Genomic DNA, 24,316 nt, shown 5'->3' on the forward strand with positions numbered 1-24,316 from the left:
AGCACCCACAATGACCGTCAGCGACATCGCTGCTCGACTGGACACGGCACGCCACGAACGCCTGGCCATCGCGCCATTCAGCGATGCCGATCCCGGGTTCGAACTCGAGCTGGGCTACCGCGTCCAACACCACCGTCGTCTAGGCCGCCCGCTCGCAGGCTGGAAGCTGGGGTTGACCGCACAAGTCAAACAGCGCCAAGTCGGCGTCGACACCCCGCTGTACGGTTTTCTCGACGCCGCAGATCGCCTGAGCCTGGGCCAACCGCTACCCACCGACACGCTGATCGCACCGCGAGCCGAACCAGAGATCGTCTTCATCCTGGGCGACGACCTCGCCGGACCACACATCACTTCTGCAGACGTACTCACAGCAACCGCAGCGGTGGCGGCCGGTATTGAAATCCTCGATTCGCGCTACCGGGACTACCGTTTCCGGGCGGCCGACTTAGCCGCCGACAACGTATCGGCCGGACGTTACCTGGTCGGACCACCACGCCCACCACGCGGACTGAAACTCGATCTACTCGGTGCCGTCCTGACGAAGAACGGCGACATCGTCGCCACCGCGGCCGGTGCCGCTGTCATGGGCCATCCCGCCGCCGCGGTCGCCTGGCTGGCCCGCCGACTGCACGATGACGGCGAAGAGGGGCTGCGCCGCGGTCAGGTCATCTTTTCCGGCGGACTGACCGCCGCTGTTCCCGTCGCCGCGGGCGACACCATCACTGTCGATATAGGTCACCTCGGCCGCATCGCACAGACCTGCACCTAGCGCCGACAATTTCAGGAGACCACCCGTGCCCATCATCGACGTGACACTCATCGAAGGACGCCCGCCGCACGTTTTGCGCGAGTTCGCGGACACCATCACCCGAGCGGCCCACGAGCTCCTCGAAGCGCCCGTCGAGTCGGTGCGCGTCATCGTCCGCCAGGTACCGCCGGGCATGTTCTTCGTCGGCGGCAAAGACCGCAGCGTTGTCGAGCACCCTGCGCCGCGCCTCGGCTCATCCTGAGGGGATGGCGTCGTCAAGCTCGCGAGTGATCAGTCGGTGAAGGCGCGCGAGTACCTGCAGCCGTCGCGGTCGGCCCACGGCGTGACACCTCGTGCCACGGGCCCAAAGGTGATGCGCTCCGGCAACCGCTCATCGGCTCCGATGCGGAAGGTGGACGGTCCGACCGCGATGAGTTCGGCGTCCTCGCCGGGTGCCTCGACACCGCCGGAGGCGATGAGCACCAGGCGTCCGCGCCGCAGCACCACGCGGAAGTTGGTGAACCATGGGGAATAGCATCGGTAGTGCCCGCAGAACGCCTCCAGTGCACCAGCGGACACCGATCCATCGGTGTCGGTGGGGCGGCCGGTGCCGACGGGAGTCAGCTCTTTGGCTCCCCAGGTCCAATGGCCGTCGTCAAAGGTGAGTGCGTACTGATTCAGGGAGGGCAACGTCGTGACGACGTGTCGCCCCCAGGTGCGCAGCATGGGTGCCTGCTCACCGCCGCTGGACACCATCAGTCGTACCCGATTCCCGCGGTGTTCGGCGATCGATACGCACACGGACAACGCTGGTTCCATCGGGGGGATTTCCGCTGGGGCATCGGTGAATTCGCCAAGGCATCCCAGCTCCTCGACGCGTGATGCGTCCCACCAGCGCGGGTCGAGCCGGTCGGTGTCCACCCGGCCCGGTGTGGTGAGTTCTGTCGCGGTGCTGCGCGCGATCGCCTCGGCGACGGGCGTGTCACCGTTGGCGTTGGTGACCACGCACACGGCGAGGCCATGATCGAGGTCGGCCATCAGGAACGACGCGTAGCCGACCATGCCGCCACCGTGCGTCAAAACGCTACGGCCCTCGATGCGTTCGACATTGACTCCGAGGCCGTAGCGGCTCGATTCGGTGGTGGGCACGCCAGGTAGATCCAGCACGTCCTCACCGGCGGGCGCAACGGACGACAGCATGGTGTCGAATGCGGCGGCGCTCAGCACCGTCGTATCGTCGACAGTGCCTCGTCCGAGCAACATGCGGGCGAAACGGCCCAGATCGGAGGCGGTCGCCGCGAGATTGCCGTCGGCTCCAGCGACTTCCAGCCACGGTGCGGGCACGAGGCGGTCTCCTGGGATCCACGGCCGATCGTCGTGCAGAGGTTGGTGGCCCCGGGCCAGCGACTCGTAGTCGTCGTGTGTGATGCGGGCGATGGTGTCCTTCATGCCGAGGGGGGCAAGGATGCCGTCCCGGACCAGATTCGCCAGCGGCCGCCCGGACACCTGCGCCGCGGTCAGGCCAAGCAGGATGTAGCCGAGATTCGAGTAGTGAAAGAAGCTCCCCGGGGCCGCAGGCGATGATTCGCTCGCGTACAGGGTGGCCTGACCGATCTCGTCGGGCAGCGCGTCCACGCTGGCGACCAGCCCTGCCGTGTGATTGAGCAGCCGCTCGAGCGTGATCCCGTCTGCGCGCAAAGGCTGCGGAACCCAGTCGAGCACGCTCGCAGCGGGCGCATCGAGTCGAACGAGTTTCTGCTCGGCGAGCTGCAGGAGCACGATCGACGTGAATGTCTTGCTGATCGAGCCGATCTCGAAGCGGTGGTGGGAGCCGACGGGGGTCCCCGAACTGAGGTCCGACTTCCCGAACACGTGGGAGAAGATCTCACCTCGGCGGTCGACGGCCACCACCGCACCGCCGGGCACTGCCCACTGTTTGGCGATGGCGTTGATGACCGCGCGTGCCGAATCGCTCACCCGCTCACCGACTCGGCAGCGGGGACCAGTTGCTCCCGGCGCAGCAGGTCGTCGAACGTCTCGCGTCGGACCGCCAACCGAGACGTGCCGTTGTCGCAGAACACCACTGGAGGCCGCAGCGCGGTGTTGTAGTTGTTCGACATCGTGTAGCAGTAGGCGCCCGTCGTCGGCACGGTGATGAGATCACCCACCCGCGGACTGACCACCGGCACCTGCTGGGCGATCCGGTCACCGGACTCGCAGTGGCGACCGACGACGTCGACGATCTCGGCGGGGCCACTCCGGTCGATCACCGACGGCTGGAACGCCTGACCGTAGAGCGACACCTCGAGGTTGTCTCCCATGCCACCATCGACAGCCGCGTGGGTGAGCACACCGCGTTTGACGGTGACGACGCGGTAGGCGGTGATCCCGTTGCGCGCCACCATCGAGCGGCCGGGCTCCACCAGGAGTTCGACGTCTTTGCCTAGGCGATGGTGCACAGCCGAGACCAGGCACTCCGCGTACTCGTCGACCGACGGCGCTGAGTCATCGCTCGTGTACCGCACGCCAAGGCCTCCGCCGAGGTCGTAGACGCCGAACCGCTCGAACTCCGCGAGCGCGGCCACGGCGGCCTCGAACTGTGTGAGGTCAAGTAGCTGCGACCCCACATGAGCGTGTAAGCCATGAAGATCGAGCAGGGGCTCCCGGCGGATCTCGCGAATCACGTCGGCAACCTGGTCGGACGGGATGCCGAACTTGGAGGCGTCGTGACCCGTCATCATCGCCGCATGCGTCTTCGCGTCCAATGACGGGCTCACCCGCAGCAGCACGGGTACGGGTGCATCCGCGATGCGAGCGATGCGCTCGACATCGTCGAGATTGTCGACGACGACATAGCGCACACGCGACTCGATCGCGACGCGCACGTCCTCGTCGGTCTTGGCGTTGCCGTGGAAGACAGCTCGGCCGGGGTCGGCGCCGCTGGCCAAGGCCAGCCGCAGTTCACCCGCCGAGGCGACATCGGTACCGCACCCCTCCCGTGCCACCACGCCGATCACCGACGCCGATGGAAAGCTCTTCGATGCGAACAGGATTAGCGATCGAGGATGTCGGCGCGTGAACGCGTCGACGTAGGCACGTGCTCTGCGCCGCAGCGCACCCTCATCGATCAGATACGCAGGGGTGCCGTACTGCTCGGCCAGATCTGCCACCAGGCATCCGCCGATGACGAGGCGCCCGTCTGTATCCAGGGTCGTGCCCTCGGGATACAGGGAAAGGTCGATGTCGGCGGCGTTCGGCATTGCGGTCATGACGACTTCTCCGGGTGGACGTCTGGGTTCATCACTGGCGTCGTGCCTGCTGGGATCGACACGCCTCTTCGTGGCGGGTGAAACGGTCGGCCCACTCCGCGGCGCGCCGGGGATCGGGTTCGACGATCTCGGGCCGCTCGTCGGGCGTGAGTTCCCGATCGGTGTCCGTCCAGTTCAAGGCATTTCGGCCCGCGAACAGCGCGGCGCCCAACGCCGAGTGGTCGCGCTCGTTGCGTTGGCAGTGCACGGCCCGACCGGTGGCGTCGGCGAGGTCGCGCCGGAACGTCTCGGAGGTGGCACCGGATCCGCTCATCAAGATTGGGCCGCGAGCCCCGGTTGCCTCGTCCAGCGCCTCGATGCACCGGCGCGACTCGAGCACGATGCCCGCGATGAGCCCCCGCGCCAAGTCGGCCGGGGTGGTGCGCAGGGTCAAACCCTCGATCGACCCGATGAGGTTGGGGTCCCACAGTGCGCCCTGCTCGCCCGGGGACAGGTAGGGGAGTACCAGCGGAGCCGACGCCAGAGGTGCCGTTGCGGCGAGATCGGCCAATTCGGCGGGCCCGCCTGCGACGCCGAGCAGATTCGCGAGCCATTCCACCGCCGATCCCGTTGCGAGGAGGTCCATCTCAAGTCCGAACCCGTCATCGGCCATGGGCGTCACCAGGAAGCGTCCGTCGTCGTCGACTCGGGCCGTCGACGAGTGGCCGAGGATGACGTTGCTCGTGCCTGCGATGTACGCGACGGCCCCGGGTGCCCGCACCCCGAGGCCGTATGCCCCCAGCACCGAGTCGGCTGCACCGAGTACGACGGGTATGCCTGCTGGACAACCCCACCCAGCGGCGACGTCGGCACGAAGTGGCCGGCTCGCATTCGACGCCGCGATATCGGGGACGTGGCTCACCTTCGCGGCGGCCAGTATCTCGCCGTCCCAACGACCATCGTGCAAGTCGTACGCGCCGTAGCCGGATGCCGTGCTCGGATCCGTCAATAGCTCCCCGGTCAGTACCTGGTACAGGTAGTCCTTCGCGCCCGCCACGATGGCGTCCGGCGTCAGGCCGAGCCGTACGCGGCGGGCATGCATCGCGAGCAGGTATCTGCCGTCGAACCTCTGTCCGGTTCGCCGATACAGGGTGGCCGGGCCGATGGCGGCGGCGATGTCGTCACCCTCGGCCTCGGCACGCCCGTCCTTCCAGGTGATGGCCGAACCGATGGGGACGCCGTCCTGCCCCAGGCTCACCAGGGTCGGCAGCATCGCCGAGAGCGCGATGGCCCGCCACGACGTCGCATCGGTCTGCGTGGCGAGCTGCGCAAGCGCTCGGTGGCAGGCATCGAGCCAGTCGGCCGGATTCTGTTCAGCTGCACCGGGTTCCGGCTGCGAGGTCGGATAGCTTACGCGGGCGCGCGCAACGCACCGGCCATCCTCGCCGACGGCGACCGCCTTCAGGCTGCTGGTCCCCAGGTCCAGGCCGAGTGCGAGAGGCTCGCCCTCTGTCATCGAAACGGCCCGGTTCGGCCGCGGCCGGCTAGAACTCACGCGCCACCACGGAGAGCGCGGCATCGGCCGCGGTCAGTGTGTCGTCGATGTCGGCGTCGGTGTGTACAAGCGAGACGAAGAGGTTCTCGAACTGCAGCGGGTGGAACAGCACGCCGCGCACCACCATCTCTTGATACCACCGCGTGAAGACGTCCTCACGGGCGTTGGCCGCCGCATCACGCCAGTTCTTGATGGGTTGGTCGGTGAACCACAGCTGAAACACCGTTCCGATCCCCTCCACGTACGCGTCGATGCCCTTCTCCTGCGCGAGGGTCTTGAGCCCGCGACCGAGCCGGTCGCCCAGCGCTCGCTGGCGCTCGTAAAGACCTGGTTCGGCCAGGATGTCCATGGTGGCCGAAACTGCGGCGCATTGCACGACGTTGGCGTTATACGTTCCCGAGTGGGAGTACGTACCGTCGGCGATCAATCTCATCGCCTCGGTGGTGCCGCCCACCGCTGCCACGGGGAAGCCGCCACCGATGCCCTTGGCGTACGTGGTGAGGTCCGGACGGATTCCGAACCACTCCTGGGCGCCGCCGCGTGCGAACCGGAAGCCGGTGATGACCTCGTCGAAGATCAGCATCGCGCCATACTTCGTGGTCTGCTCTCGGAGCAGCTCCAGATAGCCCGGCTCGGGCAGAATGCAACCGGTGTTGAAGACCGCAGGTTCGGTCAGCACGGCGGCCACTTCCTCGCCGCGCTCCTCCATGAGTGCGACGAAACTCTCGGGGTCGTTCCAGGTGAGCACCACGAGGGTGTGCTCCAGTTCGGCGGGAACGCCGCCTCCCATGGCGACGGGGCGCGGCCGATCAGCTGGGCCCGCCAGCTTCGGATCCACGTGGTTGGACCAGTACACGGTGTCCTGCCAACCGTGATAGTGACCTTCGAACCGCACGATCAGCCGCCGTCCGGTGGTCGCCCTGGCGAGCCGGACGGCCGTACCGACGGCCTCGGATCCGGAGTTGGTGAATCGGACCTGTTCCACGCCGGGCACGGCGGCGATGACCTTCTCGGCCGCCTCGATCTCGAGTTCGTATGGCAGGCCGAAGCATGTGCCGTAGTCGTGGATCGCGTCGGTGACGGCCTGGGTCACACCGGGATGCCGGTGCCCGAGGATCATCGGGCCCAGGCCCAGCAGATAGTCGATGTACTCGTTGCCGTCGACGTCGCGCAGGCGCGAACCCTGCCCCTCGGCCATGAAGATCGGGTACGGCTTCCAACCATTGCGCGGTAGGCGAGCGGTGCTGCCGGCCCCGCCGGGAATCGAGCGGCGCGCGCGTTCGTAGAGAGCCTTGGTGGTCGCGGTCCGCTCGGCGTAGGTGGTGTCGAACGTCGTCATGGAGTGCCTTTCCTCTTGCTGACTGGTCATCCCAGTGCACTCATTATACTAAGTATGTAGAGCAAGGAGATCAATACGTGGGCGAGGTGAGCAACTCGATGAGGGCGCGCACCGGAGTGCCGGTTGCCCCCGCAGGCCACGGATGAGCCTCACCCTCGAGCCAGGCAGACGAACCGTTGTCGATGTGCACCCACGGCACGTCGTCGACGAAGGTGCGCAGGTAGGTGGCCGCCAACTGGCCGGAGTCGGGAACGGCGGTGGGCGCGTTCGCGATATCCGCGACGCGTGACGACAGCAGCGAGACGTAGGAATCGTGCAACGGCAGTGCCCAACCGCGGTCGAACGCACGACGGCCGGCATCCACGACGGCGCGGGCGAGTTCGTCCGATGTTCCCCAGCACCCCCAGAACGCAGATCCCACGCCACCGGAGTCCGTCAGCGTTCCCACGTCGATCAGACGGGATGGGTTAAGTGCGGCAAGCCAACTCAGCGCATCGGCGAGTACCACGCGGCCCTCGGAGTCAGTGTCGAGAACCTCGGTGGTTCGCCCGCCGGGATGTGACACGACGTCTCCCGGTCGAAGCGCGCTTCCGCTCGGCATGTTCTCCGCGATCGGCAGGAGTGCAGTCACTGGTCCGGGGACGCCGAGGCGGGCCGCGGCGATCACCGCGGCAGCGACGGACGCCGCCGCGGCCATGTCTGATTTCATCCAACTGAGTTCACCGAGGTTGCGTTTCAGGTTCACCCCACCGGAGTCGAACGTGATCCCCTTGCCCGCCAACGCCGTCAGTGGACCATCGCCTGCGATGTGCAATGCGACGACGAGGGGAGCCTCGACGCTTCCGGCTCCGACGCCGAGGGTCCCGCCGAATCCCCGCTGACCCAGTGCCGCCTCGTCCCATGTTTCGACGACGACCGAACCGGGTGCCAGCTCATCGGCGAACTCAGCAATGGCGCTGGCGAAGTCGTTGGGGCGCAGTGAGTTCGGTGGCATCTCGACCAACTGGCGCACCCAACCGGTGGCCCGTGCCACCGTCGCGGCACGGGCAAGGATCGAGTCCGAGTCCGGCTGCGAATCGTCCACGACTTCCACGGCGACGGGCGTCGCAGGCGCGTGCGGGTCACGTTGATACCGCCAGGCGCCGATCGCATGGCCCTGCGCGACCGCATCGAGGGCGCCCTTTGCCTCCAGGGCGAGCGTCGAGACGACGGCGCGAGCGTTTCCCGACGCCACGGCCGCTTCGAACAGGTCGTACGCAGTGTCGACACGACGCCCAAGTCCGACCAGCACGACTCGGACCGGGCCCGCGGGACCCGTCAGCACGGCCGTGCAGCGTGCCGCGCGCCGGCCGTCGAAATCAGGACTGGCAGCCGCGATGGCACCGAGTTCGGCGCCGAGCACATCACCCACCACAGCAGATCCTCGCCCCCCGTGCACACCGTCCGGTCCGGAGAACATGCCCACGACGAGGTCGGCTCCAGGGTTTCGCTCCAGCGCGCGGGCGAGGTCGTGGCTCGGCCAGCGGTTAATGGATGTACCGCTCACTTGACGGGGTGAACCTGGAGCAGCGTCTGTGTCGAGAGATTGTTGACCGACCCGACGAGCGGAGATAACAGGAAGCCCGTCCACGACGGTGAGTGCGCCTCGATCACGTTCTGGTAGACGAGCACGATGTAGGGACGGTCGTCGAATGCGATCCGCTGCATCTGGTTGATGATCTGCTGGCGTTCCGCACGGTCGCGGGCCACCGCCTGCGCGGCGTACAGCTCATCGTAGGCAGGATTGCAGTAGCCGCTGTCGTTGTTGTTGCCCCACTGTGCGCACGTGAGCACACTGAGCTGGAAGTCGGGGTCCACCGGCGGAATCCAGTCCCACATCGCCAGGTCGAACTCGTCGTAGCCGCCATCGGGGCCAAGGATTGCATTGGTGGCCGCATCGGTGTCCATCTTGCGCATCACCAGGCGCACGCCGACATCACGCAGATCGTTCTGCATGGTCTGGAACATCCGGTCCCCGGCGCCGTTGATCTCGGTCGGGAAGATCACGTCGTACGTCATGGGAAGCCCGTCGGCGACCCGGATGCCGTCCGAACCCTTCGTGTAGCCCAGACCATCGAGGATCGCATTGGCCTTGACCACGTCGAACGGCAGCCCGTTGATCGAGTCGTCATGCCATCCCGTGGCCGGTGCGACGATTGTCGAGCCTGGAGTCGCCATCCCGAGCCACGCGGTCTTGACCATTTCCGCTCGGTTCATCGCGTACTCGAACGCCTTGCGCACCTCGGGGTTCAGCAGTTCGTGGTGATTCTTCTTCTTGGGATTGGTGTTGATGATGAGTTCGTAGAACCCGGAGCCTGCGGTGGTGCCGACTTCTTGTCCGGCGTCCTTCAACGAGGGAACGGTCGTCGCCGGAGTCGACTCACCGATCATGTCGACCTGACCGGTCCGCAGCGCCGTCACCATCGCGTCGGAGTTGGCGAAGAACTGCAGCCCGAAGCCGGTTATCTGAGGCTTGGTGTCGCCCCACCACTTCGGATTCTGATCGAAGAGGGCGAGCTGATCCTTCTTGTACTCCTTGAGCAGGAACGGACCGCCCGACACCATGGGCGCATCGTTCTGGAAGGTCGTGATGGCCTTGCCGTCGCCGGTGGCGTACTGCGACCAGATGTGCTCGGGCAGGATGGGCAGCTGCTGCATCTGGGCGAGCACGTTGGAAACCGGTTCGGCGTAGGTCACGACCAGCTTGTCGTCACCGTCGGCAACCGCGGAGGTCAGGTTCTGCATGAAACCGGCGAGCTTGCCCGTTGGTCCGTCCTGGTACTGATGAATCATGTTCAGCGTGAAGGCCGCATCCTTTGCCGTCAGCGGCTGACCGTCAGACCACTGGGCGTCCTTGACCGTCTCGAAGGTCCAGGTCAGCCCATCTGGCGACGTCTCCCACTTCGTTGCGAACGATGGCTGCAGCGACAGGTCATTCGTGTCGTACTCGGTGAGGTGGGGGTAGACGTACTGGTACGCGACGCTGCTGTAGTCAGAACCCGACACGAATGGATTGAGCGAGTCGATCGCGGCGCTCACCCCTATTCGCAGCACTGCGGCTGACGACCCGGTGGAGCCGCCGCATCCGATCGCGGAGAACGCGACGACACAGCTAGTGACCAGCGCAAGGATTCGTGAGGGCTTCATGGAGGACCTTTCCTCGTCGGTGGAGCCACGCGGTCGGCTATCGGCCGAACTCCGGAAGAAAATCGATTCCGAGCACGATCCGCGTCGCTTCGGCGAAGAAGCCCGCAGTGGACGTATGACGCGTTGTGACACCCGATTTCACTTGGCGTGCTTAGTATGATGACCATCACGTGTGGCGTCAAGGGAGAAAGGGGGCCGGGTGCGCGGCTACCTATGGAAACGCTCAGTCTTCGCGGTGGTGACCATATTCGTCGCTCTCACCGTCAATTTCGTCCTGTTTCGGGTTCTTCCCGGGGACGCGGTCACGCGGATCTCACGGGTACCGAATGCATCGCCCAACCTGAAACTAGCGCTCGAGGCGGAGTTCGGACTCGACAAACCGATTCTTGAGCAGTACGTGCTCTATTTGAAACAGCTGCTGCACGGGAACTTGGGTGTCTCGTTCACCAACCGTCAGCCGGTGCTGGACAACCTGATTGAGGCGTTCGGCAACACACTGCCGATGGTCACAACGGCCACGGTTATCGCGATCGTCGTCGGGGTGTGCGTCGGAGTCTTCTCGGCGATGCATCGTGGTTCTGCCGGAGACCACATAGGGACCGGCCTGGCCGTGGTGTTCTATGCGTTTCCCACCCAGTTCCTCGGCATGATGCTGTTGATCGTCTTCGCCGGCGTGTTGCCGTCGGTGGGGATGACCGATCCATTCGCCCTGGCGCTGTCGCCGGGGGAGCAGTTCGCCGACATGTTGCGGCACATGATCCTGCCTGTGCTGACTCTCGTGCTCACGCTGTACGCCGAGAACGCCCTGATCGTGAGGTCCGCCATGCTCGAGACTCTCGGCGAGGACTACATCCTGACCGCGCGGGCCAAGGGGCTCACGCGCCGCAGGATCATCTGGGCCTACGGGTTGCGAAACGCCGCACTGCCGACGATCACTCAGGTGGCACTGTCCCTGGGAACCATCGTCAGTGGCTCGATCCTGGTGGAGGTCATCTTCTCCTGGCCGGGAATCGGCCGCGCACTCTATGACGCGGTTCTGCAGCGGGACTACCCGATGCTTCAGGGCGGCTTCCTCGCCATCACCATCGCCGTCGTGGTGCTCAACTACTTCGCTGACCTGCTGTACTTCCGCCTCGACCCGAGGGTTTCACAGTGACCGAGCAAACCACCGAGCAAACCACCGAGCTAGCGAATGAGGAAACGACTCTGACCACGCGCACGGAGCCGCGACGTCGCCGAGGCGTCTGGGGAGCAATGCTCACCGCCATCGCCGCACCGCAGGCGATCTTCGGGCTCGTCCTGGTCGGGCTGTTCCTCGCACTGTCGCTGTTCTCACAGGTCTTGAAGCCGTACAGCACGTCACACCCCACCTGCGGCGTATTCGAGCCGCCGTCAGCGCAACACTGGTTGGGCTGCGACGACGGCGGCATCGACATGCTGAGCCTCATCCTGCAGGGCGGCCGGGTGTCGATGTTCGTCGGATTCACCGCGGCCGTCATCGCCATAGTGATCGGTGCGGTAGTCGGGGTTCTGTCGGGCTACTTCGGCGGGTGGGTCGACACCGTGCTCATGAGGATCACCGACTACTTCATGGTGATCCCGCAGATCGTGCTGATGATCGTGGTGGCCGCGGTGTGGGGGCCCAAGTTGAGTCACGTGATCGTCGTCATCGGCTTCCTGATGTGGACCAGTACCGCCCGCGTCGTCCGGGCCCAGGTGAAGACTCTGCGTGAACGCGTCTACGTCCGGCGAGCGGTATCGATCGGCGCCAGCCACACCCGGATCATCCTGACTCACATCCTGCCTCAGCTCGGACCCCTACTGATCGCCAACACCGTGCTCGCGATCACCCTGGCGATCTTCAACGAGACCGCCCTGGCGTTCCTCGGGCTGTCCGATCCCACCGCGGTGACCTGGGGAACCATCATGGAGCACGCATTCGAACGCGGGGCGATCAGCACGGGAGCGTGGTGGGCCATCGTGCCGGCCGGCGTGTGCGTGGCCGCATTGATAGTCGGGTGCTACTTCGTGGGCAACTCGATCGAGGATGGGCTGAATCCCCGATTGCGGTCCTCTCATCTTTCGATGAAGTCATGGCGGATGCGACCTCTGGTCGGCCGCGGGAAGGATGCGCTGTGAAAACGCCTGCGGCACTAGAGATCATCGATCTGAATGTGTGGTTCGACCCGCGAGACCAACGAGGTGGGGAGTCGGTTCACACCGTCCGGGATCTCACACTGAGGGTGGCCCCCGGAGAACGCATCGGCCTGGTGGGCGAATCCGGTTGCGGCAAGACGACGACGATCCTGGCGGCGATGGGTCTGCTGCCATCCTCGGCCACCGTCGGCGGCGAGGTTTGGGTCGGGGGTACCAATATCATCGAGCGCGGCGAGGACAGCATCCGGTCGCATCGGTGGACCGATATCGCGATGGTGTTCCAGGGTGCGATGAGCGCGTTCAACCCGGTCAAGACCGTCGGCTGGCAGATCCGCGAGGCCCTCGAAGTGCACGGCGTTGCCCACGGTAAACAAGCCGTCGCACGTAGCCGAGAACTGCTCGAACTCGTCGGCCTGCCGCCATCCAGCGACGCGCGATACCCACACCAGCTCTCGGGCGGTATGAAGCAGCGGGCAGTGATCGCCATGGCATTGGCGTGCGACCCGAAGGTGCTGCTCGCCGATGAGCCGACCACGGCGCTTGACGTCGTCGTGCAGGATCAGGTGTTGCAATTGCTGGTTCGGCTGTCGAGCGAGCTGGGCCTGGCGCTCGTACTCGTCACTCACGATCTAGGGGTGGTCGCGAGAGCGTGTACCCGCGCGGCCGTCATGCGCGGTGGTGAGATCGTTGAGGAGGACACCGTCGAGCACTTGTATCACCAGCCGGCTCATCCCTACACGCGGCAATTGTTCGAGGCGACACCGAATCTCGCCGACGTCCGACCGGTGGCCCACCCCCACGGCCAGTCGTCGAATCTGCTGGAGGTGACCGATCTCAGTGTGGCGTACGGTGATCGGCCTCGCTCGCGTCGACGCCGACTGATTCCGGGCGCGATCAGCCGCGGCACGCCGGCACCGGCAGGTGCGGGAGCACCCGGGGAGGAGCAGTCGGTCGAACTCGGGGACGGCCATGCCGTAGCCAACGTCAGCCTTCAGGTCGCCGAAGGTGAGCTGGTGGCGCTGGTCGGCCAGTCTGGTTGCGGGAAGACCACCACCTTGCAGGCGATTCTTGGCATGCAACCCGTGCAGTCGGGGTCCATCCGGATCGACGATGTCGAGATCACCGGTTTGAACTCGCGCGCCTGGCGTCCGTTACGTCGAAACGTCCAGATGATCTATCAGGATCCCTATGAGGCACTCGACGGCAGGTTGCGCGTCGAGGACACCGTGATGGAACCGCTCATCGTGCACGGAATCGGTGGCAGTCGCCGCGATCGCCGCGCACTGGTGGCCGAGACGCTCCGTGACGTCGGTCTGGACCCGCACCTGCTTGCCGGCCGCTACCCGCACGAGTTGTCTGGTGGGCAACGCCAGCGCGTCGCGATCGCCGCCAGCCTGGTGCTTCGGCCGCGTCTTCTACTGGCTGACGAGCCGGTGTCGATGCTCGACGTGTCGGTGCGCACCGGAGTCCTGGAACTGCTCGACCGACTCCGGCGCGAACATCGCGTGGGGATCCTGATGATCACTCACGACCTGTCAACTGCCGCAGCCCATGCGGACCGCATCATCGTCATGCGCTCGGGACGGATCGTCGAGGCCGGTGAGCCCTGGCAGATCGTGAATGAACCTGCTGAGCCCTACACCAAGAAACTGCTGGACAGTGTTCCGAGCCTCGATCCGCAGCATCACCGCGCCTCCTGAGTCACCCGCCTCGGGTGGCTCAATCCGAGCTGGCAGGAGACGCGGGAGAACCGAATGGACGAACCGACCACGAACCGCTGTGATCGGGCTCCATGAGACGGCGACCGGTTGCTCTGGAGACATAGAAGAGGAATTCCCGCGCCGGGTACGTCTGCTGGAAGCTGTCGAACGCCTTACCCGTGGCGTCAACACTCACGCCACGAATGCGGACCACGTAGTCCTTCGCGGTCAGCTGCAGATGCTCCCGCTCCAGCGAGTTGGGCTGGTCGACTTCGAAGACCTGCTCCACGAAGTCGTCGGTGAATCCGTAACGCTCGGAGAGGAAGCCGTACAGGGACTCCCCAGCGGCCAGCCGGCCCTCATCGAGCGAGGGCACCAGGCTGAGGGGGAGCACGGCCTTCTCCAAGACCTTCGGAGCTCTTCCCATGCGTCGAAGTCGGCAGATCTCCCAAACGGGTTCGCCTGCATCGATCCCGAGCGCGGCCGCGTGCTTGCTGTTCGGCAGGCCAACCACCAAGCTCACCAACTCGGTGTCGAGTTCGATCTCATCGCGCTGGCCCTTGAGGGTCTCCAGCAGGGCACCGGGCCGCGACGGTTCGCTGACCAACCGTTGCGGCGCAACGAAGATGCCGACGCCCTGATGGCGCACGATCTTTCCGCTGTGTGCGAGTTCGTCGAGCGCGCGGCGCACCGAAATCACGCTGACTTCGGCCATCTCGGCAAGTTCGGCCGTACTGGGCAGCTGATCGCCCTCGCGCAAGCCCTGGTCTTCGATGAGCGATACGACGAGGTCGTAGACGCGTTGATACCGAAGCGGACGCCGAGAGCCACCGTCACGCGATCTGCCGCGCTTCGGTTCTGCGGCTTCGGTCACACATCCTCCAGTTTGAGCTGGCAGCCAACTGCCACGAGTTCCGGGCCGTCCCTCGAGGTTCGGGCTGGTCCGCGAAATCGCCGAAATCGGCGTCATCACGGCGCCACCGCAGCATAGCCGCGACGGCTTAGTTCCCATACATTGTTATACAAGGAATGAGGATTTAATGAAGGTCATCATCGTCCCAGATGCAGCGAGTGCTGCGGTCGCTGCGGCGGATATGGTCACCGATCTGCTCAACGAGAAGCCCGATGCCGTCCTCGGCCTCGCGACCGGGTCGAGTCCGCTGGGCCTCTATACCGAGCTGGCCGCCCGGGTCGCAGCGGGGTTGAACACGAGCGAGGTATCCGGCTTCGCGCTCGATGAGTACGTCGGATTGCCCCCGAGTGACCCGCGCAGCTATGCGCACGTCATTCGCACGCAGGTCACCGAACCACTCGGGCTCGATCCGGACAGGGTGCGGGTACCGGCGGGGGTCGGCGACGACCTCGATGCGGTGTGCCGCGACTACGAGGCGGCGATTGCCAACGCAGGGGGTATCGACCTGCAGATCTTGGGGATCGGGCGCAACGGCCACCTTGGCTTCAACGAGCCGACCTCATCGTTCGCATCGCGCACCAGGGTCACGTCATTGGCGAGGAAGACGAGGCAGGACAACGCACGCTTCTTCGCCACCCCCGACGACGTCCCGCTCGACTGTGTGACACAGGGATTGGGCACCATCATGGACGCGCGTCGTGCGTTGTTGATTGCGACAGGTGCGGCGAAGGCGGACGCGATAGCGCGCGCCGTGGAGGGCCCGGTCTCCGCATTCTGCCCGGCCTCGATCCTGCAGCATCACCGCGACGCGGTCATCGTCGTTGACGAGGAGGCCGCCGCAGGGCTCACGCTCGCCGATGACTACCGCGACGTGCATGACCGTGAACGGCGGCGTGCGCCTCGGCGAATATCATTCTCGCCGCTATGACACTGTGACGTCACCGCGGAGCGCGTATCGCTATGGGGCAGCACGGTTGTGGGTGAAACTCGCCAAAGCGGGGTCGGCGGGAAGGCGCTCACACAAGAAAGGGAGCCTGCCGCTCGGGGGGTTCGCGGCAGGCTCCCAGGTCTTGCAGGTGTCAGGCTCGGGCTATGCGGCGCCCTGTGCTCCCAGCACCCGCTGGATATCGGGCTTCATCATCTGAAGCTGCTGACCCCAGTAGCCCCAGCTGTGGGTGCCATTGGGCGGGAAGTTGAACACGCCGTTGGTGCCACCCGCAGCGATGTAGTTATCGCGGAAGGTGAGGTTGGTCCGCAGCGTGAACCCTTCGAGGAACTGCGCAGCCATGAGGTTGGCGCCAGCCGTGCCGGTGTCCAGATCTGACGGCGTACCGGTGCCGCAGTAGATCCAGACGCGAGTGTTGTTGGCGACCAGCTGCCCGACGTTGATCATCGGGTCATTGCGCTTCCACGCCGGGTCACTCGACGGGCCCCACATGCTCTCGGCGTTGTAGCCGCCGGCATCGTTCATCGCCAGACCGATCAGCATCGGCCACCAACCCTCGGAGGGATTGAGGAAGCCCGAAAGCGAAGCGGCGTAGATGAACTTCTGCGGGTAGTAGATCGAGTAGGTCAGCGCGGTGCCGCCTGCCATCGAGAGACCGACGACGGCGTTGCCGTTCTGCGACACGCCCCGGTTGGCCTCAAGGAACGCGGGGAGCTCCTGGGTCAGGAACGTCTCCCACTTGTAGGTGTAGTCCTGGCCGTTGCCCTGCGACGGCCGGTACCAGTCGGTGTAGAAGCTGGACTGACCACCGACGGGCATCACCGTCGAGAGACCGGACTCGTAGTACCACTCGAACGCCGGGGTGTTGATGTCCCAGCCGTTGAAGTCGTCCTGTGCGCGCAGACCGTCCAACAGGTAGACGGCATGCGGGCCGCCACCCTGGAACTGCACCCGGATATTGCGGTTCATCGACGGGGAGAACACGTCGAGGTACTCCACGGGGAGTCCCGGCCGCGAGAATGCTCCTGCCGTTGCCGAACCCCCCGCGAAGCCAATCAGTGCGGGCAGCACAGCTGCTGTGACTGCGAGCACCGCCAGCCGTCGCAACCACGCTCCACGAATCTTTCTGACGTACTTCATAACGGTCACCGACCTGCCTCTCCTTCTGTCCCATAAGGCAATCGCCGTTGCCTTGTGAGCGTCAGTGAATCACGTCGATGTAATCCGTTCCGGGTGCCAACACCGAGAAATGACATCGCGGTTGGCTAACGATTCCGACTCGGCGCCGAGACCCCAGAAGCGGATCTAGCGTGTGACCTGTGTGAATGAAGTGATTGGTGTGACTAGGGCCGGTCGGGCGACGCGTTGCGTGTCACGCGGTGCAGCTGAGTGACGTGGCGCGGTTCCAACTCGTCCAAAGAGGTCACGCCAAGAAGTCGCATTGTCCTGCTGACCTGCGAGGACAAGATCTCGATGGCACGGTCCACACCCGCCTCGCCACCGGCCATCAAACCGTAAAGGTAGGCGCGCCCAATCAACGTGAAGCGGGCACCGAGCGCAATGGCCGCGACGATATCGGCCCCGGACATCACCCCGGTGTCCAGCAAAACCTCACAGGAGCTGCCGACGTCCCGCGCGACGCTCGGCAGCAGATGAAACGGCACCGGTGCGCGGTCGAGCTGACGCCCGCCGTGATTGGACAGCACGATACCGTCGACGCCGAGGTCGACCACCGCCCTGGCGTCATCGAGGGTCTGAATGCCCTTGACCACCAATCGATTCGGCCACTGATCCTTGATCCAGGCGAGATCCTCGAACGTCATCGTGGGATCGAATGCGCTGTCCAGGTACTCCGCAACGGTTCCCGGCAGCCGGTCCAGCGAGGCGAACGACAGAGGTTCGGTGGTCAGCAGGTCGATCCACCACCGCGGGTGCGGTATCGCATCGGCCACCGTGCGCAACGTCAATGTGGGCGGTATCGACATACCGTTTCGCGTGTCGCGCAGCCGTGCGCCTGCGACCGGAACATCGACCGTGACGAGCAGCGTGTCGTACCCCGCGGCCGCGGCGCGCTCGACAAGCGCCATCGAGCGGTCCCTGTCCTTCCACATGTACAACTGGAACCAGTTGCGGCCATCTGGATTCGCGGCCGCGACGTCCTCGATCGACGCCGTCCCCAGCGTGGACAGTGAGAAGGGGATACCCGCTCGGGCCGCCGCGTGGGCGCCGGCGATCTCCCCCTCGGTGTGCATCAACCGCGTGAAGCCCGTCGGTGCGATACCGAACGGCAGTGCGACGCGACCGCCCAATACCTCACGACTGGTGTCGATTTCGGCGACGTTGCGCAGGATCGTCGGATGAAACTCGATATCGCTGAACGCCTGTCTGGCGCGGGCCAGCGACAGCTCGTCCTCGGCGGCACCGTCGGTGTAGTCGAACGCCGCCCTCGGCGTGCGCCGTTGGGCGATCTGCCGAAGGTCGGCGATCGTGAGCGCCGCCGCCAACCTTCTGGCCGTCGCATCCAGGCGTGGCTTGCGGAACCCGATCAGCGGGGTCAGATCACGTGGTCGTGGGATATGTCGTTTCACGGCAACCACTCACTCCGCTGCGGCCGCCAGCGCGCGCTGCACCTCTTGCTGGCGTTCCTCGATGGTGCGGCCGATCTCTTGCAGCAGAAGCGGTTTGCCCAGCACCAGTTGCTCCATGTGCTCGCGCTCGACCTGAAGCACCGTGACCTCGTCGACGGCGAACGCAGACGACGCCACGGGCTCGCGGGTCAACGCGGTCGACCCGATGAAATCGCCCTCGTCGACGATGCGCACCGGGACGAGCCCGCCGTCCTCGGTCGCGGCGACCAGCCGCACGCGGCCGTTGACGATGAAGGACATATGGGTCGGCACCTGACCGCGAACCTGAAGACTCTCCTCGGCGCCGTACCGGGTGATACGCGCGTGGGGGAGCAGCTCCTGCTGATCGGTGTGGCTCAGCCGCAGGGTCGGAGCGATCACCCGTAGTGACTTCTCCAACCGCTCCGGCGTCGCGAAGTCGTCGGATACGCCGTCCAGATTCAGTTCTGCGCGGCGTGCCGCGTACCAGACCCACCGCAGGAACGTCGCCCGGGCCGCGCCACCGTCGGCGGGGGAGTGCACCGGAATCGACGTCTTGTACTGGCCGGCGCCGGCCACTGAACTGGACGGTAACGCCCCGGTGCGCAGTTGAGGCAGCCCGCCCGCCACCCGGACCAGCAGTCGGCACACGTCGTCGGGGGGATCGTTCTGATCGAACTCGGTGATCACCGAGATCGAGTGCTCGCCGGGCGGCCTGCTCAAGTTGGCGAACGATGCGCCAGCCAGCACGGAGTTCGGAATGATCTGCAGGCCGCTGCCGGTGTCGATGTGGGTGGCGCGCCAGTTGACCTCCACCACGCGACCACGCGCCGACGGTGTGTCGACCCAGTCGCCGATCTGGAACGGCTGCTCGAAGAGCAGCAGCAGCCCCGAGATGATCTGGCCAACGGAGTTCTGCAGCGTCAAGCCGAGAACGATCGACGTGATACCGAGCGCGGTGAAGAGTCCGCCGACGTTGGCGCCCCAGATGTAGGAGAAGATGATCGCGAGCCCGATCGCGATGACCAGGAACCGCGCCACGTCGAGGAATATCGACGGAATCCGCTTGCGCCAAGACCCTTCCGGCGCACCCTGGAACAGCGTGGCGTTGAGTCCGGACAGCACCAGTACGAGCACCACGAAGCCCAGCACCGTGGACACGATGCGGACCGGGGTGGCTTCGGCCGACACCTCGGTCGCCTTCACCAGGAGCATCAGCAGCGCGCCGAGCGGCAGGATGTAGTTGCGCACCAACCCGACCGGCTTGGCCAGCGCGCTGCCGCGGCGGGTGAGCGCCGCTCGCACCTCGGTGAGCAGTACCAACGCGATCGGCAGGCCGATCGCCACACCCAGGGCCCAGTAGAACCAGGAGGCATCCACCACGCTGGTCACTGGTGGCGCTCCGTGAGGCGCCAGATCCGTTGGGTCTCACCGGCGACGGTGACCTCACCCGCGGCGGCGAAGCTGCGGCTGTCGCGCATTGCGTCGTAGACGTCCGACGTGACATACACGCCCGGCTGAGCCGATCCGCTCTGCACTTGATAGGCGAGATCGACCGCCGCGCCCCACATGTCGTAGGCGAGGCTGGACCGACCGACCAGCCCGCTGCTCACGGTGCCGGTGTCGATACCGGCGCGCAGCTTCAGTCCATGGCCCGACTCACCGTTGAACCTGTCGACGATGCGTTGCATCTCGATGGCGAAGTCGACCGTGCGCCGCACGTTGTCGATGCGTGGCACGTTGAGCCCGCAGCTCGCGAGGTAGCCGTTGTGCAACGTCCGGACCCGCTCGATGCCAAGGGACTCCGCGGCGGAGTCGAACTGGCGAACGAGCCGGTTCACGATGGCCAGGGACTCATCAGAGCTCAGGTCTGCCGACAGCTCGTCGAGTCCGACGATGTCGGCGAAGAGCACCGTCACGTCCTGGTGATCCTGGGCGATGGTCTCCTCACCCTCGCGATACCGCGCGACGACATTCTCGGGCATCAATGACAGCATCAGGCGGTCGTTCTCGCGGCGTTGTTCGTTGAGCAGATCCTCCTTGATTGCGAGATTGCGGCTCATATCGTTGAAAGCGTGTGTCAGGTCGCCGAACTCGTCGCGGGACGTCACTGGAACCGTGGCCCCGTAGTCACCCGAGCTGATCTGTTGGGCACCCGCCTCGAGTCGGCGGATCGGCCGCACGAACAGTCGCGCGAGCAGCATCGACGCGATGCACACCACGAAGATCATGGCCACGGTGGACAGCACCAGCTTGCGGGTGAACGCCGAGACCGGTGCGAACGCCTCCGCGGTGTCGATCTTGGCGATGACGTTCCAGCGCAGCCCGGGGATGTCGGCGGGCGCATAGGCCTGCAGGGTGTCGTGGCCGAGGTAGTCCTCGGCGATCAACGTGCCGCGTTGGCCCCGTTGAGCCAGTTGGGTCGCTTCGGTCGGCACCGGCTGAACCAGCGTGGTGCCGCGTCGGTTGATCGCCTCCTCTGCGATGTCGGGTGCGGTGCCCGCGTCGATCACGTCGCGCTTGTAGGCCTCGGGATCCTCGAGGAATAACCGGGAGTCCGATCTCATCAGATCATCGGGCCCGACGATGAACGTCTCGCCCGTGTCGCCCATGCCCGAGTCCTTCCAGCGCCGGTCCATTGTCATCAGGCGATTGATCTTCGAGATCGGAAACTGCAGGGCCAGCACACCCTCGACCCTGCCTTGCGGACCGACGGGTGAGGTGAGCCACGCCGTCGGCTCGTCGGCCGGTGGATAGTCGCCGAAGTCGGTGATGCCGACGTGGTCGATGACGTTCGAGTCGAGCGCGTCCTGGTACGCCTCGGTGAGATTGCCGCTCTTGAACGGGCCGGTGTAGACGTTCGTACCGAGATCGACGGCCTTGTAGGCGCTGTAGACGACGTTGCCCCGGGTGTCGAGCAGCAGCGCATCCTCGAATTCGAACCGCGTCACGATCTCGCGGAAGAAGTCGTTGAACTGAGCATTGGCGGCAGACCACGCGCTGCCGTCGCGGGCGTCGTCGAAGTTGATGGCCTCCTCCCAGTCCGAGAACGGAGCGGTGTAGAGGGCCTGCAGGTAGCGCTGCGCGTTCGAGGTTGGTACGAGTGACTTGACGTCCAACTCGTCGCCGGTCTCGATCTTCTTGTCCCTCACGAACTGGTTTGTGTAGTAGTCGACGAGCGACTGCTGCTGGGCGGGAGTGACGGGGGCCGCACCGAGTTCGTCGAAGCCCTTCGTGAACGCCTCGATGGCCTGAGTCGCGGTGGAGCCGCGTGAGTAGACCACCAGCGAGTCCTTCAGGTCCTGAATTGATGCCCGCAGTTGCCGACTCTGTGCCTGCCGGGTCTCGGTCAGGCTGTCGAAGACCGCGGCACGCAAGGAATTGCGGCCCGACTGATAGCCGATGGCCCCCACGACGGCGGCCGAAAGGACGCTTGTCAGCAGGAGCATGACGAGGAGCTTGGACTGGATGCTCACCCTCGACAACACGCGACGACGACTCCGCTTCGCGGTGGTGGCCGAGTCAGGTGTCTCGATCTGGTGGACATCGTCGTTCGAGATTGTCATCGATTGCAAAGACTAGCTCGCAAAACCATTCGACCAGACCCAGTCGGCGAATGTTCGGCAGGCATCGACACCGGGGCGCGTGGCGGGCACCGTGGTGTGATGGCCGATGCCTACGACCTGCGGCGCTTCCTCGACGCTCAGGACCCGGTCTACGAGACCGTTCTGACAGAACTGGAGGCCGGCCGCAAACGAACCCACTGGATGTGGTTCATCTTTCCGCAGATGCGCGGACTGGGGCACAGCGCGACCGCGACGCACTTCGGCATCCGATCGCGCGACGAGGCCGTCGCCTACCTCGAGCACGGGGTGCTCGGCGCTCGACTGCGACGGTGCGCACGACTGCTGACCTCGCTTGAGGAAACCTCGGCCGACCTGGTGCTGGGTCCGGTGGACGCGGTCAAGCTGCGTTCGTCGATGACCCTGTTCGCGGCGGTGGCCGACGACGACCGTGACTTCGTTGCGGTGCTTGCGCAGTACTACGGCGGCGAACCCGACCCGAGGACCCTTGATCTGCTGGCGTCGGACTAGGGGGCCAGGATCGCCCACCCGTGCGGTTCGACGTCGAGCGCCTCGACGCGGTCCTCGGGAGGTGCGCCGGAGCCGGCGAGGATGCGGGCACTGCCAAGGCCGATCTCCGACAACGACATCTGCAGGGGCGCGTCGTCGAGGTTCAGTGCCACCACCAGCGATCCGGTCTGCGAACTGGTTCGGTACACGTATCGGCTGTTGGTCAGTGACAGGGCTGTTGTTCGCGCCGTGTGCAACCACGGATGTCTGCGGCGCAGACCGATGAGGTGCTGGTGCAAGCGGAAGGCATCCTCGCCCAGGTGCTCGGCGTCCTGCGGGCGCGCGGGGAACTCCGGACGTACGGCGTCGTCGCCGCCGAAGCGCTCCTCCTTGACACCGCGGTAGCCCCACTCGTCGCCCGCGTAGATGCTCGGTGTGCCACCGGTGGTGAGAAGGACGACCAGGGCGTGCGCGGCGTGGCGCGGGTCCTCGACCTGACTGGCGATGCGGGTGACGTCGTGGTTGCCGATGAACGTCATGGGAACGAAGGCGTCGAGGAACTCGGCGTGCCGACGCAGGGCGTGGTCGAGTTCGTGGAAGTTGGCGTCGTTGAGGCTGCTCCAGATCGCCTTCCACAGCTCGTACTGCGTGACCGAGTCGAACGTCGCCGCCGAGACGGTACCGGCGTAGTCACCGTGAATGACCTCGCCCACGAACCAGGCGTCACCGAACTCCGTGCGAACCCTCGGCAGCACGCGTGCCCAGAATGCGTCGGGCACCGCGTAGGCCGCATCTAGTCGCCAGCCGTCGGCGCCGCGGCGCAACCAGTGCGACATGACGTCGGCGACGTAGTCGGTGACCTCCGGGTTGTCGTGATTCAGCGTGATCAGACCGTCGTGACCCTCGAAGGCGACGAAGCCGTTGCGCCGCTTGCGGAACCACGCGTCATCCCCGCCGCTGACGGCCTCCTGGTAGCGGGCGAAGTCGGTGCCGACATGGTTGAACACACCGTCGAGCAGGATCCGCAGGCCGCGTCGGTGCGCCTCGGTGACGAGGTAATCGAAGTCGGCGTCATCGCCGAGGCGGGGGTCGATCCGGTAGTGGTCGGTGGTGTCATAACCGTGCGTGCGCGAGGCGAAGATCGGGCCAAGCGCGATACCGGAGGCGCCCAGCTCCAGGGCATGGTCGTACCAGTCGACGACGCGGCGTAACCGGTGCTGGTCGGGCGTCGGCGGCCGATCATTGGGGAAGGCGCCGACGAAGCCCAGTGGATAGACCTGCCACCAGATCGCGTGCTCGACCCACCCCGGTCCCGTCGCGGATGAGCGCTCGCGCGAAGACCCTGTCATCGCGCGAACTTCGCCGCATAAAGGGATTTCATCTCCGCGGCATACTCGGCGACCGGCCCTTCGGCGACCACGCCTGGGGCCACGGTCGAAATCGGCAGCGGTGCAACGGGGGACGGATCCGATCCCCACTCGGCGAGCCACTGGGTCAGCTGTGCCGATGAGGTCGCGTAGACGATGCGTCCGAGCCCAACCCAGGCGTGCGCGGCCGAGCACATCGGGCAGTGTTCACCCGAGGTGTAGACGATCGCGCTCGCCCGCTGCGTCGGAGTCAGGTGGCTTGCCGCCCAGCGGGCGATCTCGAACTCGGGGTGACGGGTGGCGTCACCGCCCTGCACTCGGTTGCGATCCTCGAAGAGGACTCGCCCCTCGGCGTCCACCAGAATCGAGCCGAACGGTTCGTCGCCCGCCTCGAGGGCGATGCGGGCGAGATCGACACAGCGTCGCAGCCGCTTGAGATCGTCACCGCCGATGGCCACAGCGGGTGAGTCTACGCGGA

20 protein-coding genes are annotated in these 24,316 nt (G+C 65.6%); 7 read left to right on the forward strand and 13 right to left on the reverse strand.

What is annotated here, in order from left to right:
- Positions 1 to 10 precede the first annotated feature (10 nt).
- On the forward strand, positions 11 to 769 hold the full coding sequence (locus ABIA65_RS13785; RefSeq protein WP_354523890.1) for a 2-keto-4-pentenoate hydratase: 759 nt from the start codon (positions 11 to 13) through the stop codon (positions 767 to 769).
- A 25-nt stretch (positions 770 to 794) separates the two neighbouring features.
- A complete protein-coding gene (locus tag ABIA65_RS13790) occupies positions 795 to 1,010 on the forward strand; it encodes a tautomerase family protein (protein WP_241405155.1) in 216 nt (71 codons plus the stop codon).
- Positions 1,011 to 1,039: 29 nt separating this feature from the next.
- On the opposite strand, the gene ABIA65_RS13795 is transcribed toward ABIA65_RS13790, so the two are convergent.
- Genes ABIA65_RS13795 through ABIA65_RS13820 form a run of 6 tightly spaced genes read right to left on the reverse strand, consistent with a single transcriptional unit; the run spans position 1,040 to position 10,076 of the window.
- Entirely contained in the window at positions 1,040 to 2,725 is a 1,686-nt protein-coding gene (locus ABIA65_RS13795) for a serine hydrolase domain-containing protein (RefSeq protein WP_354523891.1), read from the reverse strand.
- Entirely contained in the window at positions 2,722 to 4,017 is a 1,296-nt protein-coding gene (lysA, locus tag ABIA65_RS13800; RefSeq protein WP_354523892.1) for a diaminopimelate decarboxylase, read from the reverse strand. Before lysA ends, ABIA65_RS13795 begins: the two co-directional genes overlap by 4 nt.
- A 31-nt stretch (positions 4,018 to 4,048) precedes the next feature.
- Complete coding sequence (locus tag ABIA65_RS13805) at positions 4,049 to 5,512, reverse strand: xylulokinase (RefSeq protein WP_354523893.1); 1,464 nt, start codon at positions 5,510 to 5,512, stop codon at positions 4,049 to 4,051.
- A 28-nt stretch (positions 5,513 to 5,540) separates the two neighbouring features.
- Positions 5,541 to 6,920: an aspartate aminotransferase family protein gene (locus ABIA65_RS13810; RefSeq protein ID WP_354523894.1), complete on the reverse strand. Its 1,380-nt coding sequence runs from the start codon at positions 6,918 to 6,920 to the stop codon at positions 5,541 to 5,543.
- A gap of 40 nt (positions 6,921 to 6,960) precedes the next feature.
- Positions 6,961 to 8,436 (reverse strand): leucyl aminopeptidase family protein, encoded by a 1,476-nt coding sequence (locus tag ABIA65_RS13815; protein WP_354523895.1) that lies wholly within the window; start codon positions 8,434 to 8,436, stop codon positions 6,961 to 6,963.
- Entirely contained in the window at positions 8,433 to 10,076 is a 1,644-nt protein-coding gene (locus ABIA65_RS13820) for an ABC transporter substrate-binding protein (protein WP_241405161.1), read from the reverse strand. The genes ABIA65_RS13815 and ABIA65_RS13820 overlap by 4 nt, the downstream gene beginning before the upstream one ends.
- 199 nt (positions 10,077 to 10,275) lie before the next feature.
- Between ABIA65_RS13820 and ABIA65_RS13825 the strand changes: the two genes are divergently transcribed.
- From ABIA65_RS13825 to ABIA65_RS13835, 3 genes are all read left to right on the forward strand, one after another.
- Positions 10,276 to 11,232 carry an ABC transporter permease gene (locus ABIA65_RS13825; protein ID WP_354523896.1) on the forward strand — a complete coding sequence of 319 codons (957 nt, stop codon included), beginning with the start codon at positions 10,276 to 10,278 and terminating at the stop codon, positions 11,230 to 11,232.
- A gap of 98 nt (positions 11,233 to 11,330) precedes the next feature.
- Positions 11,331 to 12,215: an ABC transporter permease gene (locus ABIA65_RS13830; protein WP_241405163.1), complete on the forward strand. Its 885-nt coding sequence runs from the start codon at positions 11,331 to 11,333 to the stop codon at positions 12,213 to 12,215.
- Positions 12,212 to 13,933, forward strand: coding sequence for a dipeptide ABC transporter ATP-binding protein (locus ABIA65_RS13835; protein ID WP_354523897.1), 1,722 nt, complete (start codon positions 12,212 to 12,214; stop codon positions 13,931 to 13,933). Before ABIA65_RS13830 ends, ABIA65_RS13835 begins: the two co-directional genes overlap by 4 nt.
- 19 nt (positions 13,934 to 13,952) lie before the next feature.
- On the opposite strand, the gene ABIA65_RS13840 is transcribed toward ABIA65_RS13835, so the two are convergent.
- Positions 13,953 to 14,807, reverse strand: coding sequence for a GntR family transcriptional regulator (locus ABIA65_RS13840; protein WP_354523898.1), 855 nt, complete (start codon positions 14,805 to 14,807; stop codon positions 13,953 to 13,955).
- Between the two features lie 166 nt (positions 14,808 to 14,973).
- Here ABIA65_RS13840 and nagB point away from each other — a divergent pair, with 166 nt between their 5' ends.
- Positions 14,974 to 15,774: a glucosamine-6-phosphate deaminase gene (nagB, locus tag ABIA65_RS13845; RefSeq protein ID WP_354523899.1), complete on the forward strand. Its 801-nt coding sequence runs from the start codon at positions 14,974 to 14,976 to the stop codon at positions 15,772 to 15,774.
- 162 nt (positions 15,775 to 15,936) lie between these two features.
- Here nagB and ABIA65_RS13850 read toward each other — a convergent pair whose 3' ends face one another.
- From ABIA65_RS13850 to ABIA65_RS13865, 4 genes are all read right to left on the reverse strand, one after another.
- A complete protein-coding gene (locus tag ABIA65_RS13850) occupies positions 15,937 to 16,932 on the reverse strand; it encodes an esterase family protein (protein ID WP_241405649.1) in 996 nt (331 codons plus the stop codon).
- A 203-nt stretch (positions 16,933 to 17,135) separates the two neighbouring features.
- Positions 17,136 to 18,380, reverse strand: a complete 1,245-nt coding sequence (locus ABIA65_RS13855; RefSeq protein ID WP_354523900.1) for an alpha-hydroxy acid oxidase — start codon at positions 18,378 to 18,380, stop codon at positions 17,136 to 17,138.
- Between the two features lie 9 nt (positions 18,381 to 18,389).
- Positions 18,390 to 19,790 carry a mechanosensitive ion channel domain-containing protein gene (locus tag ABIA65_RS13860; protein WP_354523901.1) on the reverse strand — a complete coding sequence of 467 codons (1,401 nt, stop codon included), beginning with the start codon at positions 19,788 to 19,790 and terminating at the stop codon, positions 18,390 to 18,392.
- Positions 19,787 to 21,964, reverse strand: a complete 2,178-nt coding sequence (locus ABIA65_RS13865) for an adenylate/guanylate cyclase domain-containing protein (RefSeq protein ID WP_502919560.1) — start codon at positions 21,962 to 21,964, stop codon at positions 19,787 to 19,789. Before ABIA65_RS13865 ends, ABIA65_RS13860 begins: the two co-directional genes overlap by 4 nt.
- Positions 21,965 to 22,063: 99 nt before the next feature.
- On the opposite strand from ABIA65_RS13865, the gene ABIA65_RS13870 reads away from it, so the two are divergent.
- Positions 22,064 to 22,492 carry a DUF1810 domain-containing protein gene (locus tag ABIA65_RS13870; RefSeq protein ID WP_241405169.1) on the forward strand — a complete coding sequence of 143 codons (429 nt, stop codon included), beginning with the start codon at positions 22,064 to 22,066 and terminating at the stop codon, positions 22,490 to 22,492.
- On the opposite strand, the gene ABIA65_RS13875 is transcribed toward ABIA65_RS13870, so the two are convergent.
- Positions 22,489 to 23,820, reverse strand: coding sequence for an alpha-amylase family protein (locus ABIA65_RS13875; RefSeq protein WP_354523902.1), 1,332 nt, complete (start codon positions 23,818 to 23,820; stop codon positions 22,489 to 22,491). The genes ABIA65_RS13870 and ABIA65_RS13875 overlap by 4 nt on opposite strands.
- Positions 23,817 to 24,296, reverse strand: coding sequence for a nucleoside deaminase (locus ABIA65_RS13880; protein WP_241405171.1), 480 nt, complete (start codon positions 24,294 to 24,296; stop codon positions 23,817 to 23,819). Before ABIA65_RS13880 ends, ABIA65_RS13875 begins: the two co-directional genes overlap by 4 nt.
- Positions 24,297 to 24,316: the final 20 nt, after the last annotated feature.

It is taken from the genome of Mycolicibacterium sp. 624 (assembly GCF_040548615.1).
Lineage (GTDB): Bacteria > Actinomycetota > Actinomycetes > Mycobacteriales > Mycobacteriaceae > Mycobacterium.